The 16979-nt window shown below is 71.7% G+C and carries 15 protein-coding genes and 1 pseudogene; 1 reads left to right on the top strand and 15 read right to left on the bottom strand.

What is annotated here, in order from left to right:
- The 14 genes and pseudogenes from BU198_RS14430 to pyrR all read right to left on the bottom strand — a co-directional run.
- Nucleotides 1-509: pseudogene (locus tag BU198_RS14430) on the bottom strand (primosome assembly protein PriA); the annotation flags it as partial.
- A gap of 91 nt (nt 510-600) precedes the next feature.
- The gene (gene metK / locus BU198_RS14425) at nt 601-1824 is read right to left on the bottom strand and encodes a methionine adenosyltransferase (protein WP_188297241.1); all 1224 of its coding nucleotides are present in this window, start codon (nt 1822-1824) and stop codon (nt 601-603) included.
- A 151-nt stretch (nt 1825-1975) separates the two neighbouring features.
- Nucleotides 1976-3193, bottom strand: coding sequence for a bifunctional phosphopantothenoylcysteine decarboxylase/phosphopantothenate--cysteine ligase CoaBC (coaBC, locus tag BU198_RS14420; protein WP_188297243.1), 1218 nt, complete (start codon nt 3191-3193; stop codon nt 1976-1978).
- Between the two features lie 152 nt (nt 3194-3345).
- On the bottom strand, nt 3346-3615 hold the full coding sequence (gene rpoZ / locus BU198_RS14415) for a DNA-directed RNA polymerase subunit omega (protein WP_188297240.1): 270 nt from the start codon (nt 3613-3615) through the stop codon (nt 3346-3348).
- A 37-nt stretch (nt 3616-3652) separates the two neighbouring features.
- Entirely contained in the window at nt 3653-4210 is a 558-nt protein-coding gene (gene gmk / locus BU198_RS14410; protein WP_188297239.1) for a guanylate kinase, read from the bottom strand.
- Between the two features lie 49 nt (nt 4211-4259).
- Nucleotides 4260-4586 carry an integration host factor, actinobacterial type gene (mihF, locus tag BU198_RS14405; protein WP_030056187.1) on the bottom strand — a complete coding sequence of 109 codons (327 nt, stop codon included), beginning with the start codon at nt 4584-4586 and terminating at the stop codon, nt 4260-4262.
- Between the two features lie 353 nt (nt 4587-4939).
- Nucleotides 4940-5773, bottom strand: a complete 834-nt coding sequence (pyrF, locus tag BU198_RS14400; protein WP_188297238.1) for an orotidine-5'-phosphate decarboxylase — start codon at nt 5771-5773, stop codon at nt 4940-4942.
- A 41-nt stretch (nt 5774-5814) separates the two neighbouring features.
- On the bottom strand, nt 5815-6918 hold the full coding sequence (locus BU198_RS14395; protein ID WP_188297237.1) for a quinone-dependent dihydroorotate dehydrogenase: 1104 nt from the start codon (nt 6916-6918) through the stop codon (nt 5815-5817).
- Between the two features lie 99 nt (nt 6919-7017).
- Nucleotides 7018-10326 carry a carbamoyl-phosphate synthase large subunit gene (carB, locus tag BU198_RS14390; protein WP_188297236.1) on the bottom strand — a complete coding sequence of 1103 codons (3309 nt, stop codon included), beginning with the start codon at nt 10324-10326 and terminating at the stop codon, nt 7018-7020.
- Nucleotides 10319-11476, bottom strand: coding sequence for a glutamine-hydrolyzing carbamoyl-phosphate synthase small subunit (carA, locus tag BU198_RS14385; RefSeq protein WP_188297235.1), 1158 nt, complete (start codon nt 11474-11476; stop codon nt 10319-10321). Before carA ends, carB begins: the two co-directional genes overlap by 8 nt.
- On the bottom strand, nt 11473-12078 hold the full coding sequence (locus BU198_RS14380; protein WP_188297234.1) for a hypothetical protein: 606 nt from the start codon (nt 12076-12078) through the stop codon (nt 11473-11475). Before BU198_RS14380 ends, carA begins: the two co-directional genes overlap by 4 nt.
- Nucleotides 12078-13382: a dihydroorotase gene (locus BU198_RS14375; protein ID WP_188297233.1), complete on the bottom strand. Its 1305-nt coding sequence runs from the start codon at nt 13380-13382 to the stop codon at nt 12078-12080. The genes BU198_RS14380 and BU198_RS14375 overlap by 1 nt, the downstream gene beginning before the upstream one ends.
- Entirely contained in the window at nt 13379-14368 is a 990-nt protein-coding gene (locus BU198_RS14370) for an aspartate carbamoyltransferase catalytic subunit (protein WP_188297232.1), read from the bottom strand. The genes BU198_RS14375 and BU198_RS14370 overlap by 4 nt, the downstream gene beginning before the upstream one ends.
- Nucleotides 14369-14373: 5 nt before the next feature.
- Nucleotides 14374-14997 carry a bifunctional pyr operon transcriptional regulator/uracil phosphoribosyltransferase PyrR gene (gene pyrR / locus BU198_RS14365; protein ID WP_188297231.1) on the bottom strand — a complete coding sequence of 208 codons (624 nt, stop codon included), beginning with the start codon at nt 14995-14997 and terminating at the stop codon, nt 14374-14376.
- 330 nt (nt 14998-15327) lie between these two features.
- Between pyrR and BU198_RS14360 the strand changes: the two genes are divergently transcribed.
- Nucleotides 15328-15831 carry a transcriptional regulator gene (locus BU198_RS14360; RefSeq protein ID WP_188297230.1) on the top strand — a complete coding sequence of 168 codons (504 nt, stop codon included), beginning with the start codon at nt 15328-15330 and terminating at the stop codon, nt 15829-15831.
- Between the two features lie 137 nt (nt 15832-15968).
- On the opposite strand, the gene BU198_RS14355 is transcribed toward BU198_RS14360, so the two are convergent.
- Nucleotides 15969-16886 carry a hypothetical protein gene (locus BU198_RS14355; RefSeq protein ID WP_188297229.1) on the bottom strand — a complete coding sequence of 306 codons (918 nt, stop codon included), beginning with the start codon at nt 16884-16886 and terminating at the stop codon, nt 15969-15971.
- Nucleotides 16887-16979 lie beyond the last annotated feature (93 nt).

Raw genomic sequence — 16979 nt, 5'->3', positions numbered from 1 at the left:
GGGGCCGGCAGCGGCGGCGGCGAGGGCTCGGCCTCGGCCTTGGCGTGCCGGGGCGGGACGGCCAGCTGGAGCACGTCGGCCAGCGTCCCGGCGTACCGGTCGGCGACGGTGCGGCACAGCCGCAGCAGCTGCGGGGTGAGCACCGGCTCGGGCGAGAGCACCTGGGCCAGCGGGGCGAGCGGGCCGGCGAAGTCGCTCTTCTCCAGCCGGGCGACGATGAACCCGTCGTGCAGTTCCCCGCCCTCGCGCTGGCCCTTCACCACCCGCGCCCCGAACCGCACCCGCACCCGGACCCCCGGCTGGGCCTCCTCGGCCATGCCGGCCGGCACCGCGTAGTCGAAGAACTTGTCGATGGTGAGCACGCCCTTGTCCACCACGACCCGGGCCACCGGCAGGTGCTCGGCCGGCTTGGCCCCGTGCCAGGTGCGCGGTTTGGCCCGCTTGACCGTCTCCCGGATGAACGCCAGCTGCTCCGGCTCGCCGGCCCCGTTCTCCCCTGTGCTGCTCATCGTCACCAACTACTACCAGGTCACACCGACAATGCACGAAGCGGCGCCCGCCCCCGGACGGGGACGGGCGCCGCAACTCGCGCTTCGGACGTCAGTCCTTGACGGCGGCCTTCAGCTGCTCCACCCGGTCGGTGCGCTCCCAGGTGAAGTCCGGCAGCTCACGGCCGAAGTGGCCGTACGCGGCGGTCTGGGAGTAGATCGGGCGCAGCAGGTCCAGGTCGCGGATGATCGCGGCCGGACGCAGGTCGAAGACCTCGGAGACGGCGTTCTGGATGGAGAGGACCGGCACCGTCTCGGTGCCGAAGGTCTCCACGAACAGGCCGACCGGCTCGGCCTTGCCGATCGCGTACGCGACCTGCACCTCGGCGCGGCGGGCGAGGCCGGCGGCGACGATGTTCTTCGCCACCCAGCGCATCGCGTACGCGGCCGAGCGGTCCACCTTGGACGGGTCCTTGCCCGAGAAGGCGCCGCCGCCGTGGCGGGCCATGCCGCCGTAGGTGTCGATGATGATCTTGCGGCCGGTGAGGCCGGCGTCGCCCATCGGGCCGCCGATCTCGAAGCGGCCGGTCGGGTTGACCAGCAGGCGGTAGCCCTCGGTGGTGAGCTTGATGCCCTGCTCGGCCAGCGCCTTCAGCTCCGGCTCGACCACGAACTCGCGGATGTCCGGGGTGAGCAGCGACTCCAGGTCGATGTCGCTGGCGTGCTGGGTGGAGACGACCACGGTGTCGAGGCGGACGGCCTTGTCGCCGTCGTACTCGATGGTGACCTGGGTCTTGCCGTCGGGGCGCAGGTAGGGGATGGTCCCGTTCTTGCGCACCTCGGTCAGCCGCCGGGAGAGGCGGTGCGCCAGGGTGATCGGCAGCGGCATGAGCTCGGGCGTCTCGTCGGACGCGTAGCCGAACATCAGGCCCTGGTCACCGGCGCCCTGCTTGTCCAGGTCGTCGCCGTCGTCCCCCTGGGTGGCGCCTTCGACCCGTGCCTCGTACGCGGTGTCGACGCCCTGCGCGATGTCGGGCGACTGGGCACCGATGGACACCGAGACGCCACAGGAGGCGCCGTCGAAGCCCTTCTTGGAGCTGTCGTAGCCGATCTCCAGGATCTTGTCCCGGACGAGCTGGGCGATCGGCGCGTACGCCTTGGTGGTCACCTCGCCGGCCACGTGCACCTGGCCGGTGGTGATGAGCGTCTCCACGGCGACCCGGGAGGTCGGGTCCTCTCGCAGGAGAGCGTCAAGGATGGTGTCGCTGATCTGGTCAGCGATCTTGTCGGGGTGTCCCTCGGTCACGGACTCCGAGGTGAACAGGCGGCGAGACACAGCGCTCCCTGGGGTTGCAGCGGCTGCTGACTGAAGTTCCCCGGGCGGGCCGGGGATCTCCGGAAAGACTTGATTCCTGGAGTCTAACGGTCTGGTTCCGCCGAACGTCACCCGCTTCAGGAATTCTCGACCGCCGCGCGACCGGTTCCGATCACATCGCGACCGATTCCAGTCGCTTCGCGACCAGGTCCCAGACCACGTCCGCGAGCGCCTCCTTCGGGCCCACCGGAACGGCCGTCTCACTGCCGTCCGAGCCCAGTACCACGGCCTCGTTGACGTCCTGGCCGAAGGCCTTGCCGTTCCCCACCTCGTTCACGACGAGCAGGTCACAACCCTTGCGGACGAGCTTGGCCCGGCCGTTGGCGAGCACGTCGTCGGTCTCCGCCGCGAAGCCCACCACGAGTTGACCCGAACGGGCCCGGTGGGACGACAGCTCGGCCAGGATGTCGGGGTTGCGGACCAGGGCGACGGGCGCCGGCTCGGTCCCCTCGACCTTCTTGATCTTGCCGGTCGCGTACTCGGCGGGCCGGAAGTCCGCCACCGCCGCGGCCATCACCACGGCATCCGCGTCCCGGACGGCCTCCAGCGCGGCCCCGCGCAGCTCCAGCGCGGTCGAGACGTGCACCACGTCCACCCCGGCCGGGTCCGGCAGCTCGGCATTGGCCGAGAGCAGCGTCACCCTGGCCCCCCGCGCCGCGGCCGTCACGGCGAGCGCGTAGCCCTGCTTGCCGGAGGACCGGTTGCCCAGGTAGCGCACCGGGTCCAGCGGCTCCCGGGTGCCGCCGGCCGAGACCACCACGTGCCGGCCCGCGAGGTCGGTCGGCACCGCCCCGCCGCGGCGCAGCACGGCCCGGCAGGCGTCGAAGACCGCGGACGGCTCGGGCAGCCGGCCCTTGCCGGTGTCCTTGCCGGTGAGCCGCCCGACGGCCGGCTCCAGCACGATCACGCCCCGGCGGCGCAGCGTGGCGACGTTGTCCCTGGTGGCCGGGTGCTCCCACATCTCGGTGTGCATGGCGGGCGCCACCACGACCGGGCAGCGGGCGGTGAGCAGGGTGTTGGTCAGCAGGTCGTCGGCGAGGCCGTGGGCGGCCTTGGCGATCAGGTCGGCGGTGGCCGGGGCGACCACCACCAGGTCGGCCTGCTGCCCGATCCGCACGTGCGGCACCTCGTGCACGCGCTCCCAGGTCTCGGTGGCGGCCGGGCGGCCGGACAGCGCCGCCCAGGTCGCCTCGCCGACGAAGTGCAGCGCGGCCGCGGTCGGCACCACGGTCACCTGGTGGCCGGACTCGGTGAAGCGGCGCAGCAGCTCGCACGCCTTGTACGCGGCGATCCCGCCGCTCACGCCGAGGACCACGCGGGGGGCGTCCACAGTCACGTACCGACCTTTCTCCCGATCCGGAACCCGCTCACCCTACGACCCCCGGGACGGCACCCGCACGGCGCCCCACCCGCGAGCGGGAACGCCGGAGGGCCCGGCGGAAACGATTCCGCCGGGCCCTCCGGGAAAGGTGCGGGGCTGCCTCAGGCGGCGCCCTCGACCGCCTCGGCGGTCAGCATGCCGGCGTTGATCTCGCGCAGCGCGATCGACAGCGGCTTCTCGTGCACATGGGTGTCGACCAGCGGGCCGACGTACTCCAGCAGGCCCTCGCCCAGCTGGGAGTAGTACGCGTTGATCTGGCGCGCGCGCTTGGCGGCGTAGATCACGAGGCTGTACTTGGAGTCGGTGGCCTCGAGCAGCTCGTCGATCGGCGGGTTGATGATGCCCTCGGGCGCGGTCATGGAAGAGGACACGCTAAAACCTTCCGAAAGGGTGGAAAAGACAGACAGGTCAGGCTACACCGAGCAAGGCTAGCAGTTCGGCCGCTACCTGCTCGACGGAGGTGTTGACAAGGGTCGTGTCGAACTCCGGCTCGGCGGCGAGTTCGATCTTCGCCGCCTCCAGCCGCTTCTCGATCACGTCCTGCGACTCGGTGCCCCGGCCGGTCAGCCGGCGGACCAGCTCGTCCCAGCTCGGCGGAGCCAGGAAGACCAGCTGCGCCTCGGGCATCGACTCGCGCACCTGCCGGGCGCCCTGGAGGTCGATCTCCAGCAGCACCGGCTCGCCGCGCTCCAGCTTCTCCAGCACGGCCGCACGCGGGGTCCCGTAGCGGTTCCCGGCGAACTCGGCCCACTCCAGCAGTTCGCCGTTGGCGACCAGCTTGTCGAACTCGTCGTTGTCGACGAAGTGGTACTGGACCCCGTGCTTCTCGCCGGGCCTCGGGCGGCGGGTCGTCGCCGACACCGAGAGCCAGACCTCGGGGTACATCTTCCTCATATGAGCGACGACCGTGCTCTTGCCGACCCCCGAAGGGCCGGAGAGCACGGTCAGCCGCGGACGCTCACTCATGCACCGATTATCCCGGATCGCGGGGGATCCTGGGACCACGGGGGCACGGTCAGGCGGCGCCACCGCCGAACTCCCGCTCCAGGGAAGCGATCTGGTTCGTTCCGAGGCCGCGGACACGCCGGCTCTCGCTGATGCCGAGGCGCTCCATGATCTGCTTGGCCCGGACCTTGCCGACGCCCGGAAGGGACTCCAGCAGAGCCGAGACCTTCATCTTGCCGATGACGTCGTTGTCGGCCTTGCCGGCCTTGATCACCTCGTGCAGGGAGGCGCCGGAGTGCTTGAGCCGGTTCTTCACCTCGGCGCGCTCCCGGCGAGCCTCGGCGGCCTTGGCGAGCGCGGCGGTGCGCTGTTCAGGGGTAAGGGGCGGAAGAGCCACGCCGTTCACCTCAGGGTGTGGATGGATGGGATTGAGCTATGACTGGTTCGGTACCGAGGACACCGTCCGCAAGGGGAACCACAAGGCCCTGACCTGCGGGAGCCACGAAAATCGCGCCTCGCCGATGACCTATCGCCGGACACTACCCGGATTGCGGCTCCGCGTCAGGAAAAGAACACGAAAAGTCCTGGTCAGCCAAGGCCGACCAGGACTTTCCAGGGCAAAATGACCGCGATTGCGAAACTTTGACGGGTCCGATGTGACGGCGCTCACGTCAACTCCCGGGCGCAGCCGCCGTCCTGCGGACACTGCGCACGGTCACGGTGCGGCTACCTCGCCGGCCGGCCCGACGGCTACTTGACGGCGTCCGCGAACTCCCCGGCGAAGCGCTCCGCCGCCTCCCGCAGGGCCGCCACCGAGGGGCCGTGCCTGAGCACGTCGCGGCTCACGCTCGGCACCACGTTGATCACCGCGCCGCCGAACACCCGCGGCAGGTCCGCCATGGTCGCGCCCTGGGCGCCGATCCCGGGGGCCAGCAGCGGGCCGTTGATGGCCAGCTCCACGCCCGCGTCGGCCAGCGTCGCGCCGACCACCGCGCCGAAGGAGCCGAGCGGCGCGGCGCCCTCGTTCTCCGCCGCCAGCTGCCGCAGCACCGAGGCCGCGACCGGCTCGCCGTCCGCGCCCACCGCGCGCTGCACCTCGGCGCCCTCCGGGTTGGAGGTGAGCGCCAGCGCGAAGACGCCGCAGCCCTGCTCCCTGGCCAGGTCCAGGGCCGGGCGCAGCGAGCCGAAGCCCAGGTACGGGCTGACCGTCACGGCGTCCGAGAACAGCGGGCTGCCCGGCGACAGGAAGGCCTCGGCGTAGGCGGCCATGGTGGAGCCGATGTCGCCGCGCTTGGCGTCCATCAGGACCAGCGCGCCGGCCGCCCTGGCCTCCTCGACGGTCTTCTCCAGCACGGCGACGCCCTTGCTGCCGAAGCGCTCGAAGAAGGCGGCCTGCGGCTTGAGCACGGCCACCCGGTCGGCCAGTGCCTCGACCACGGTGCGGCTGAAGGCCTCCAGCCCGGCGAGGTCGTCGCCGAGGCCCCAGGAGGCGAGCAGGGAGGCGTGCGGGTCGATGCCGACGCAGAGCTGGCCGCGGGTGTCGAGGGCCTTGCGCAGCCGGGCGCCGAACGGGGCGAGGGTCATGTCGTCTCTTTCCTGGGGTGGCCTGGGGTGGTGGGAGGGGTTCAGGAGCTGCGCACGGCGCTGCCGACGGCCTCGGCCAAGCTGCGGAAGCCGCCCTCGCGGACCTTGGCGGACAGGCCCTTGTGGATCCGCCGGCACCAGAACGGGCCCTCGTAGATGAAGGCGCTGTAGCCCTGGACCAGGTCGGCGCCGTGGACGATCCGCTGCCAGGCGTCCTCGGCGGTCTCGATGCCGCCGACCGAGACCAGGGTCAGCCGGCCCTCGGTGCGGGCGCGCAGCCGCTGGAGCACCTCCAGGGCGCGGGCCTTGAGCGGGGCGCCGGACAGGCCGCCCATGCCGATCTCCTCGACCCGCCCGGCGTCGGTGCGCAGGCCCTCGCGGCCGATCGTGGTGTTGGTGGCGATGATGCCGTCCAGGCCCAGCTCCAGGGCGAGGTCGGCGACCGCGTCGACGTCCTCGTCGGCCAGGTCGGGGGCGATCTTGACCAGCAGCGGCACGTGGTGCGCGGTGGTCCGGTCGGCGGCCTCGCGGACGGCGGAGAGCAGCGGCCGCAGGTGGTCCACGGCCTGGAGGTTGCGCAGCCCGGGGGTGTTCGGCGAGCTGACGTTGACCACCAGGTAGTCGGCGTACTGGGCCAGCCGCTCGGTGGACTTCACGTAGTCGGCGACGGCGTCGGCCTCCTCGACCACCTTGGTCTTGCCGATGTTGACGCCGAGCACCGGGGTGGAGCTGGTGTGCGGGCGGGCGGCCAGCCGGGCGGCGACCCGGGCCGAGCCCTGGTTGTTGAAGCCCATCCGGTTGATCAGCGCGCGGTCCTCGACCAGGCGGAACAGCCGGGGCTCCGGGTTGCCGGGCTGGGGCTCGCCGGTGACGGTGCCGATCTCGACGTAGTCGAAGCCGAGCATCGACAGGCCGTCGATGCCGACGCCGTTCTTGTCGAAGCCGGCCGCCAGGCCGAACGGGCCCGGCAGGTCGAGGCCGAGGGCCCCGGTGCGCAGGGCCCGGTCGCGCGGGGCGAGCACCAGCCGCACCAGGGTGCGCAGGCCGGGCACCGAGGAGGCCAGGCGGATCCAGAAGAAGGCCAGGTGGTGGGCCTTCTCCGGGTCCATCTTCTTGAAGACGAGATCGAAGAGGAACTTGTACAAGGGTGGTTCAACTCCCGCGGCGCGGACCGTACGTGGCATGGAAGTGGGCATGGGAGTGGGGGGCACCCAAAGGCTCCGGTGCCCCCCACTGCGGTGGTGCTACTTGCGGCCGGCGTTGATCAGCTCGGCGTGCTCCTGGAGCGACATCACCCCGACCTCTTCGCGCAGCAGCCGGTCGATGCCCTGCACGGCCGCGCCCATCGCCTGGACGGTGGTCAGGCAGGGCACCGCGCGGGCCACGGCCGCAGTGCGGATCTCGTAGCCGTCGAGGCGGCCGCCGGTGCCGTACGGCGTGTTGATGATGAGGTCGACCTCACCGTCGTGGATCAGCTGGACGATGGTCCGCTCGCCGTTCGGGCCCTCGCCCTCGCTGTGCTTGCGCACCAGCGTGGACGGGATGCCGCCGCGCTGGAGCACCTCGGCGGTGCCGGCGGTGGCGAGCAGCTCGAAGCCGAGGCCGGCCAGCGCGCGGGCCGGGAAGACCAGGTTGCGCTTGTCCCGGTTGGCCACCGAGACGAAGACCTTGCCCTTGGTCGGCAGCGCGCCGTAGGCACCGGTCTGGGCCTTGGCGTAGGCCGTGCCGAAGACCTTGTCGATGCCCATGACCTCACCGGTCGAGCGCATCTCCGGGCCGAGCACGGTGTCCACCCCGCGGCCGTGGATGTCGCGGAAGCGGCTCCACGGCATCACGGCCTCCTTGACCGCGATCGGCGCGTCGGCGGGCAGCGTGCCGCCGTCGCCCTCGGCCGGGAGCAGGCCCTCGGCGCGCAGCTCGGCGATGGTGGCGCCGAGCGAGACCCGGGCGGCGGCCTTGGCCAGCGGCACGGCGGTCGCCTTGGAGGTGAACGGGACGGTCCGGGAGGCGCGCGGGTTGGCCTCCAGGACGTACAGGATGTCGCCGGAGAGGGCGAACTGGATGTTGATCAGACCACGGACGCCGACGCCGCGCGCGATGGCCTCGGTGGAGGTGCGCAGGCGCTTGATGTCGTGGCCGCCGAGGGTGATCGGGGGCAGCGCGCAGGCGGAGTCGCCGGAGTGGATGCCGGCCTCCTCGATGTGCTCCATGACGCCGCCGAGGTACAGCTCGGTGCCGTCGTAGAGCGCGTCGACGTCGATCTCCACCGCGTCGTCCAGGAAGCGGTCGATGAGCACCGGGTGCTCGGAGATCAGACCGGCGTGGCGCTCCAGGTACGAGGCGAGCGAGGCCTCGTCGTAGACGATCTCCATGCCGCGGCCGCCGAGCACGTAGGACGGGCGGGCGAGCACCGGGTAGCCGATCTCGTCGGCGATCGCCTTGGCCTCCTCGAAGGAGAAGGCGGTGCCGTGCTTGGGCGCGGGCAGGCCGGCGTCGCGCAGGACGCGGCCGAAGGCGCCGCGCTCCTCGGCGAGGTCGATCGCCTCGGGCTGGGTGCCGACGATCGGCACGCCGTTGTCCTTGAGCGCCTGGGCCAGGCCCAGCGGGGTCTGGCCGCCGAGCTGGACGATCACACCGGCGAGCGGGCCGGCCTGCTGCTCGGCGTGGACGATCTCCAGCACGTCCTCCAGGGTGAGCGGCTCGAAGTAGAGCCGGTCGGAGGTGTCGTAGTCGGTGGAGACGGTCTCCGGGTTGCAGTTGACCATGACGGTCTCGTACCCGGCGTCGGCGAGCGCGAAGGAGGCGTGCACGCAGGAGTAGTCGAACTCGATGCCCTGGCCGATGCGGTTCGGACCCGAGCCCAGGATGATCACCGCGGGCTTGGTGCGCGGGGCGACCTCGTTCTCCTCGTCGTAGGACGAGTAGAAGTACGGGGTCTTGGCGGCGAACTCGGCGGCGCAGGTGTCGACGGTCTTGAACACCGGGCGGATGCCGAGGGCGTGGCGCACCTCGCGGACGACGTCCGGCTTCAGGCCGCGGATCTCGCCGATCTGCTGGTCGGAGAAGCCGTGCCGCTTGGCGTGGCGCAGCAGCTCGGGGGTGAGCTCGGCGGCCTCGGCCAGCTCGCCCGCGATCTCGTCGAGCAGGAAGAGCTGGTCGACGAACCACGGGTCGATCCTGGTGGCCTCGAACACCTCCTCCGGGGTGGCGCCGGCCCGGACGGCCTCCATCACGGTGTTGATCCGGCCGTCGGTCGGGACGGCCGCCTTCTCCAGCAGCTCCGCCTTGCCGCCCACCGGGCCGGTCCAGGAGAACTGGGAGCCCTTCTTCTCCAGCGAGCGCAGCGCCTTCTGGAGCGCCTCGGGGAAGTTGCGGCCGAGGGCCATCGCCTCGCCGACCGACTTCATGGTGGTGGTCAGCGTCGCGTCGGCGCTCGGGAACTTCTCGAACGCGAACCGCGGCACCTTGACCACGACGTAGTCGAGGGCCGGCTCGAAGGAGGCCGGGGTCTCCTCGGTGATGTCGTTGGGGATCTCGTCCAGGGTGTAGCCGACGGCCAGCTTGGCGGCGATCTTGGCGATCGGGAAGCCGGTGGCCTTGGAGGCGAGCGCCGAGGAGCGGGAGACGCGCGGGTTCATCTCGATGACGATGATCCGGCCGTCGTCGGGGTTGACGGCGAACTGGATGTTGCAGCCGCCGGTGTCGACGCCGACCTCGCGGATGACGGCGATGCCGACGTCGCGCAGGATCTGGTACTCGCGGTCGGTGAGGGTCATCGCCGGGGCGACGGTGATCGAGTCACCGGTGTGCACGCCCATCGGGTCGAAGTTCTCGATGGAGCAGACGACCACGACGTTGTCGTTCTTGTCGCGCATCAGCTCCAGCTCGTACTCCTTCCAGCCGAGGATGGACTCCTCCAGGAGCACCTCGGTGGTCGGCGAGAGGGTCAGGCCCTGGCCGGCGATGCGGCGCAGGTCCTCCTCGTTGTGGGCGAAGCCGGAGCCGGCGCCGCCCATGGTGAAGGAGGGGCGGACGACGACCGGGTAGCCGCCGAGCGTGCCGACGCCGGCCAGCACCTCGTCCATGGTGTGGCAGATGACCGAGCGGGCGGACTCGCCGTGGCCGATCTTGGCGTTGACGGCCTCGACGACGCCCTTGAAGAGCTCGCGGTCCTCGCCCTTGTTGATCGCCTCGACGTCGGCGCCGATCAGCTCGACGCCGTACTTCTCCAGCGTGCCCGCCGCGTGCAGCGAGATCGCGGTGTTGAGCGCGGTCTGGCCGCCCAGCGTCGGCAGCAGCGCGTCGGGGCGCTCCTTGGCGATGATCTTCTCGACGAACTCCGGGGTGATCGGCTCGACGTAGGTGGCGTCGGCGATCTCCGGGTCGGTCATGATCGTGGCCGGGTTGGAGTTGACCAGGATGACCCGCAGGCCCTCGGCCCTGAGGACCCGGCAGGCCTGCGTACCCGAGTAGTCGAACTCGGCGGCCTGGCCGATCACGATCGGGCCGGAGCCGATCACCAGGACGGACTTGATGTCAGTGCGCTTAGGCACGCTGGCCCTCCAGGAGCTTCACGAAGCGGTCGAACAGGTAGGCGGCGTCGTGCGGACCGGCGGCCGCTTCGGGGTGGTACTGCACGCTGAACGCGGGGACGTCGAGCGCCTGGAGGCCCTCGACCACGTCGTCGTTGAGGCAGACGTGGGAGACCTCGACCCGCCCGAAGGGGGTGTCGCTCACCTTGTCCAGCGGGGCGTTCACGGCGAAGCCGTGGTTGTGGGCGGTCACCTCGACCTTGCCGGTGGTGCGGTCCTGCACCGGCTGGTTGATGCCGCGGTGGCCGTACTTGAGCTTGTAGGTGCCGAAGCCCAGGGCGCGGCCGAGGATCTGGTTGCCGAAGCAGATCCCGAAGAACGGGGTCCCGCGCTCCAGCACGCCCTGCGCGACGGCGACCTGGTGGTCGGCGGTGGCCGGGTCGCCCGGGCCGTTGGAGAAGAAGACGCCGTCCGGGTTCACCGCGTAGACGTCCTCCAGCGTCGAGTCGGCCGGCAGCACGTGCACCTCGATGCCGCGCTCGGCCATCCGCTGCGGGGTCATCGCCTTGATGCCGAGGTCCAGCGCGGCGACGGTGAAGCGCTTCTCACCGATCGCGGGCACCACGTACGGCTCGGTGGTGGCGACCTCGGCGCACAGGTCGGCGCCCTTCATCTCGGGCGACTGCTGCACCCGGGCGAGCAGGGCGGCCTGGTCGGCCAGGGCCTCGCCGGAGAAGATGCCGCAGCGCATCGCGCCGCGCTCGCGCAGGTGGCGGGTCAGCGCGCGGGTGTCGATGCCGCTGATGCCGACGACGCCCTGGGCGACCAGTTCCTCGTCGAGCGAGCGGCGGGAGCGCCAGTTGGAGGCGACCCGGGCGGGGTCGCGCACCACGTAGCCGGCGACCCAGATCCGCTTGGACTCGTCGTCCTCGTCGTTCCAGCCGGTGTTGCCGATCTGCGGGGCGGTCATCACGACCACCTGGCGGTGGTACGACGGGTCGGTGAGGGTCTCCTGGTAGCCGGACATGCCGGTGTTGAAGACCGCCTCGCCGAAGGTCTCGCCGGTGGCGCCGTAAGCCTCGCCGCGGAACGTCCGGCCGTCCTCCAGGACGAGCACGGCAGGCGTACGCTCCCGCCTTTGGCGCTGCGTGGTGGGGGCAGGTGCGGTCATTTGGCGGCCTCTTCCGTCTTCTTCGTCTTCGTACGTGTGGCGAGCTGCGTGATCGCCTCGACCCAGGCGGCGTGCTCGTCGGGGTGGTCGGCCCGGAAGCCGGAGTCCAGCTCGGTGTCCGGCTCGGTGTCCGTGGAGGTCTCCCCGGCCGGGGCCTGGGAAAGGGTCCAGGTGACGACGAGCAGCCCGGAGGGGACGACCTTGCCGGCGATCCCGGAGTCCGTGCGGGCGCCGGTCAGCCGGTCGGCCGGGATCCAGAAGTCGACGGCACCGGGGCGCTGCACCAGCAGGCCGTCCTCGCCGAGGGTGAGGTCGGCGCGGCTGCGGGTGCCGAGTCCGTGCGCGACGATCCGGTCGAGCCAGTTCCCCGCGGTGGTCGTGCCGTGGTACCGCCCGCTGGTCTCCAGGATCGTGCGCCCGGCCCTGGCCGGCACGGCGGGCAGCGGCGGGATGCCGGACTGCAGGGTGCGCCGCCAGTTCCAGCCCTGGCGCATCAGCCAGTAGACGAGGCCGATCAGGATCAGCAGGCCGACGGACCAGCCGATGTAGCCGGGCCAGTTGGTGACCTTCGCCTGCTCCTGGGCGAGTGCGGCGTGGTCCATCACCGCGTGCCGTCCTGCTCGACCGGCTCGCCGGCCAGCACGGTGGCCCGGCCGCGCAGGAAGGTGGCGTGCACCCGTCCGGGCAGGTCCAGGCCCTTGTAGGGGGTGTTGCGGCTGCGGGTGGCGAAGCTGTCCGGGTTCACGGCACCACGGTACGCGGGGTCGAACAGCACGAGGTTGGCGGGCTCACCCACCGAGACCGGCCGGCCGTGCCCGGCGAGACGGCCGATCCGGGCCGGGCGGTGCGACATCCGGTCCGCGACGCCCTCCCAGTTCAGCAGGCCGGTGTCGACCATGGTCTGCTGCACGACCGACAGCGCGGTCTCCAGGCCGACCATGCCCATCGCGGCCACGGCCCACTCGCAGTCCTTGTCCTCGGCCGGGTGCGGCGCGTGGTCGGTGGCGACGGCGTCGATGGTGCCGTCGGCCAGCGCCTCGCGCAGCGCCTGGACGTCCTCGGCGGTACGCAGCGGCGGGTTCACCTTGTACACCGGGTCGTAGCTGCGGACCAGCTCGTCGGTGAGCAGCAGGTGGTGCGGGGTCACCTCGGCGGTGACGTCCCAGCCCTTGGACTTGGCCCAGCGGATGATCTCGACCGAGCCGGCCGTGGAAACGTGGCAGACGTGCAGCCGGGAGCCGACGTGCGCGGCGAGCAGCACGTCGCGGGCGATGATCGACTCCTCGGCGACGGCCGGCCAGCCGCCGAGCCCGAGCTCGCCGGAGACCTGGCCCTCGTTCATCTGGGCGCCCTCGGTCAGCCGCGGCTCCTGGGCGTGCTGGGCGACGACGCCGTCGAAGGCCTTGACGTACTCCAGGGCGCGGCGCATCAGCACCGCGTCGTCCACGCACCTGCCGTCGTCGGAGAAGACCCGGACGCCCGCGGCGGACTCGTGCATCGCGCCGAGCTCGGCGAGCTTCTTGCCGCCCAGGCCGACGGTGACGGCGCCGACCGGCTGCACGTCGCAGTAGCCGGCCTCCTGGCCGAGCCGCCAGACCTGCTCGACCACGCCGGCCGTGTCGGCCACCGGGGTGGTGTTGGCCATCGCGTGCACGGCGGTGAAGCCGCCCATCGCGGCGGCCCGGGTACCGGTGAACACCGTCTCGGCGTCCTCGCGGCCGGGCTCGCGCAGGTGGGTGTGGAGGTCGACCAGGCCGGGCAGGACGACCAGCCCGGTGGCGTCGATGTCGATGTCCGCCTCGACCGCCAGGCCGGTGCCGATCTCCTTGATCACGCCGTCGGCGAGGTGGAGGTCCTGCGGGGCTCCGCCCAGGATCTTGGCGTTGCGGATCAGGTAGCTGGTCACTTGGCGGTCTCCACGGAGTCGGTACGGGGGGCGTCGGTGGGCGCGTCGGCGAAGACGGCGCCGCCGAGCAGCAGGTAGAGGACGGCCATCCGGACGGACACGCCGTTGGCGACCTGCTCGATCGCGGTGCAGCGCGGCGAGTCGGCGACCTCGGCGGTGATCTCCATGCCGCGGACCATCGGGCCGGGGTGCATCACGATCGCCCGGTCCGGCAGCTGGGCCATCCGGCGGCCGTTCATGCCGTAGCGGCGGCTGTACTCGCGCTCGGTCGGGAAGAACGCGGCGTTCATCCGCTCGCGCTGCACCCGCAGCATCATCAGCGCGTCCGTCTTGGGCAGCACGCTGTCCAGGTCGTAGCTGATCTCGCAGGGCCAGTTCTCGATGCCGATCGGCAGCAGCGTCGGCGGGGCGACGAAGGTGACCTGGGCGCCGAGGGTGTTCAGCAGGTGGACGTTGGAGCGGGCGACCCGGCTGTGCAGCACGTCGCCGACGAGGGTCACCCGGCGGCCCGCCAGGTCGTTGCCGCCGCCCGGGTTGAGGTGGCGGCGCATGGTGAAGGCGTCGAGCAGCGCCTGGGTGGGGTGCTCGTGGGTGCCGTCACCGGCGTTGATCACGCTGCCGTGCAGCCAGTCGGACTGGGCCAGCCGGGCCGGCGCGCCGGAGGCGTGGTGGCGGATGACCACCGCGTCGGCGCCCATCGCCTGGAGGGTCAGCGCGGTGTCCTTGAGGCTCTCGCCCTTGGAGACCGAGGAGCCCTTGGCGGAGAAGTTGATGACGTCGGCCGAGAGTCGCTTCTCGGCGACCTCGAAGGAGGTCTTCGTCCGGGTGGAGTCCTCGAAGAAGAGGTTGACGACGGTGCGGCCGCGCAGCGTGGGCAGCTTCTTGACGGCCCGGCCGGAGAGCTGGGCCAGCTCCTCGGCGGTGTCCAGGATCAGCAGCGCGTCGTCGCGGCTGAGATCGGCGGCGGAGACGAGGTGGCGCTTCACGCGGGTTACTCCGGGAGGTGCGGTTCGGTGGGCCTGGAGGCCAGGGCCTGGGAGCTGCGGGCGGCGTGGTCGCGGTCGCCGACCAGGACGGCGTCCACGCCGTCGCTGTCGGACAGGCGCACCTGCACGGCCTCGCGCAGCGAGGTGGGGAGGTTCTTGCCCACGTAGTCGGCGCGGATCGGCAGCTCGCGGTGGCCTCGGTCGACCAGGACGGCGAGCTGGACGGCGCGCGGGCGCCCGATGTCGTTCAGCGCGTCGAGCGCGGCCCGGATGGTGCGGCCGGAGAAGAGCACGTCGTCGACCAGGACGACGAGCTTGCCGTCGATGCCGCCGGGCGGGATCTCGGTGTGCTCCAGGGCGCGGGCGGGCTTCAGCCGCAGGTCGTCCCGGTACATGGTGATGTCCAGGGTGCCCAGCGGGATCTCGCGCCCGGTGATCTGGGCCAGCCGGGCGTGCAGCCGGCGGGCGAGGTGGACGCCCCTGGTGTGGATGCCGAGCAGCACGACGTCCTCCGCGCCCTTGGCGCGCTCGACGATCTCGTGCGCTATCCGGGTGATGACCCGGGCGATGTCCGTGCCGTCCAGCACCTGGTGGGGCGGCCGGGGCGTCGGTTCGTGGTTGGTGGTCATGCCGAAGCGGACCTCCTTCCCCGCCTCACTGGACGGGTCTTAAAGGATGTCTGGGGATGGCCCCCGCCGACCGGGCGCGGGCTTCGGTCATCCTAGCAGCGCACTGGATCGCAAACGGACGGCCACCATTCCGCTTCCCCGGGTTAACACCCCGGACGCGCCGACGATGCGGGCCATTCGCACGACTGCCCCATTCGGCTTGACGCAACTACCTTACTCTACGTAACCTCACAGTGAGTTACGAGACGGACGTCGGACCCACCGGTAACGGCGTCGACAATCGCCCGTGACCCACCACTGAACGCGAAACAATCTCGTCCGGGGAGATCAATGTCCAGCGACTACGCGAAGCAACTCGGAGGCAAGCTCCGAGCGATCCGCACCCAGCAGGGTCTCTCCCTGCACGGTGTCGAGGAGAAGTCCCAGGGGCGCTGGAAGGCAGTCGTCGTCGGCTCGTACGAGCGCGGCGACCGTGCGGTCACCGTGCAGCGACTGGCCGAGCTGGCCGAGTTCTACGGCGTCCCGGTCCAGGAGCTGCTGCCCGGCGGCACCCCCGGCGGCGCGGCAGAGCCGCCGCCGCGCCTGGTGCTCGACCTGGAGAGACTGACCCAGGTCCCTTCCGAGAAGGCCGGCCCGCTCCAGCGCTACGCAGCGACCATCCAGAGCCAGCGCGGTGACTACAACGGCAAGGTGCTGTCGATCCGTCAGGACGACCTGCGCACCCTGGCGGTCATCTACGACCAGTCGCCGTCGATCCTCACCGAGCAGCTCATCTCGTGGGGCGTACTCAACCCCGACGCGCGCCGCGCGGTGCGCGAGGAAGACGTGAGCTGAGCCTCGCCGCACCGGCTCCCGCCAGCGGATCCAGGCACGGCCCAGCACGTTTTTCACCTGTGCTGGCAAGCAGAAACGTCACGGCGCGGCTCCCCAGAGCGGGGGCCGCGCCGCGGTGCGTGGCACGGCCGGAGGCGTCAGCAGACCGTGTCCAGGCTGTAGCCGGGCTGCGCCGACACCCCGTCCAGCCGGACCTGCCGGTCCGCGGGCGCCCAGTCCTGCCCGCCGCTCGACCAGGCCCAGGAGGCCGGCAGGTACTCCCCGCAGGAGGCGGCCGAGCCCTGCGAGCCGTGCAGCACCGCGACGCCCGGCAGCTCCAGGGCCAGCCCGGCGCAGAGCACCGCGCAGACCAGCTCCAGGTCCTCGTCGTTGATCCGGACCACGCCGTCCTCCCACTGGAGCACCCGCGCCGCCGCGTTCAGCTGCCCGCCGGGTGCGTCCACCCGCAGGCGCAGCTCGTACACGCCGGCGCCCGCGCCGACCAGCATCCGCCGGAACACCTCGCCCCCGCGCCGGTAGGCGGCGCGCACCCAGGCGGCGTGCTCCTCGTCGGGCGCGGCAGCGCCCCCGTACAGGCCCCCGTCGAGCAGCAGGTCGGTGTGGCAGAGCGTCAGCCCGTTCTCCCGGGCGCGCACCAGGCGCGGCACGAAGTCCCCGGCCAGCTCCTCGCCCTGATAGGCGAGCAGCTGGGTCTGCAGGGCCGGGTTGACCAGGTAGCGGTCCCGCGCGGCGGGCTCGGCCGGGTCCAGCCCGTGCAGCACGCAGAACTCCTCGAAGTCCTGCGGGTGGAACATCCGGGCCCGGACGGTGTCGAACCGCTCCAGCGCCTCGGCCAGCAGGTCGGCGGTGTCGGCCAGGTAGCGCTCGTGGTCGGGGGCGTCGGAGACCCCCCAGGCGCGTGCCCGGGCGAAGTCCGCGGCATTGGCGAGCACCCCGATGACGAACGCCTGCTCGGCGCCCGCGGCCCGCTGCGGCCCGTGCGGCGCGCGCACCGCGGGCCGCGAACCGCCGGCGGTGCAGTCGGAGTTGCGGCGGGCGCGACCCTTCTGGCTCATGCGCCCACCTCGCTGCGCTCGGCAGAGGCATTCGCCCAGACGCACCTATCGACTGTTCGCTCGCTGCGCTCGCTCACGAGTGGCTCCTGGCTT

The sequence above is a fragment of the Streptomyces sp. CBMA156 genome, from assembly GCF_014596515.1.
Taxonomy (GTDB): Bacteria; Actinomycetota; Actinomycetes; order Streptomycetales; family Streptomycetaceae; genus Kitasatospora.
This window is presented reverse-complemented; position numbering and strand designations above follow the sequence as displayed.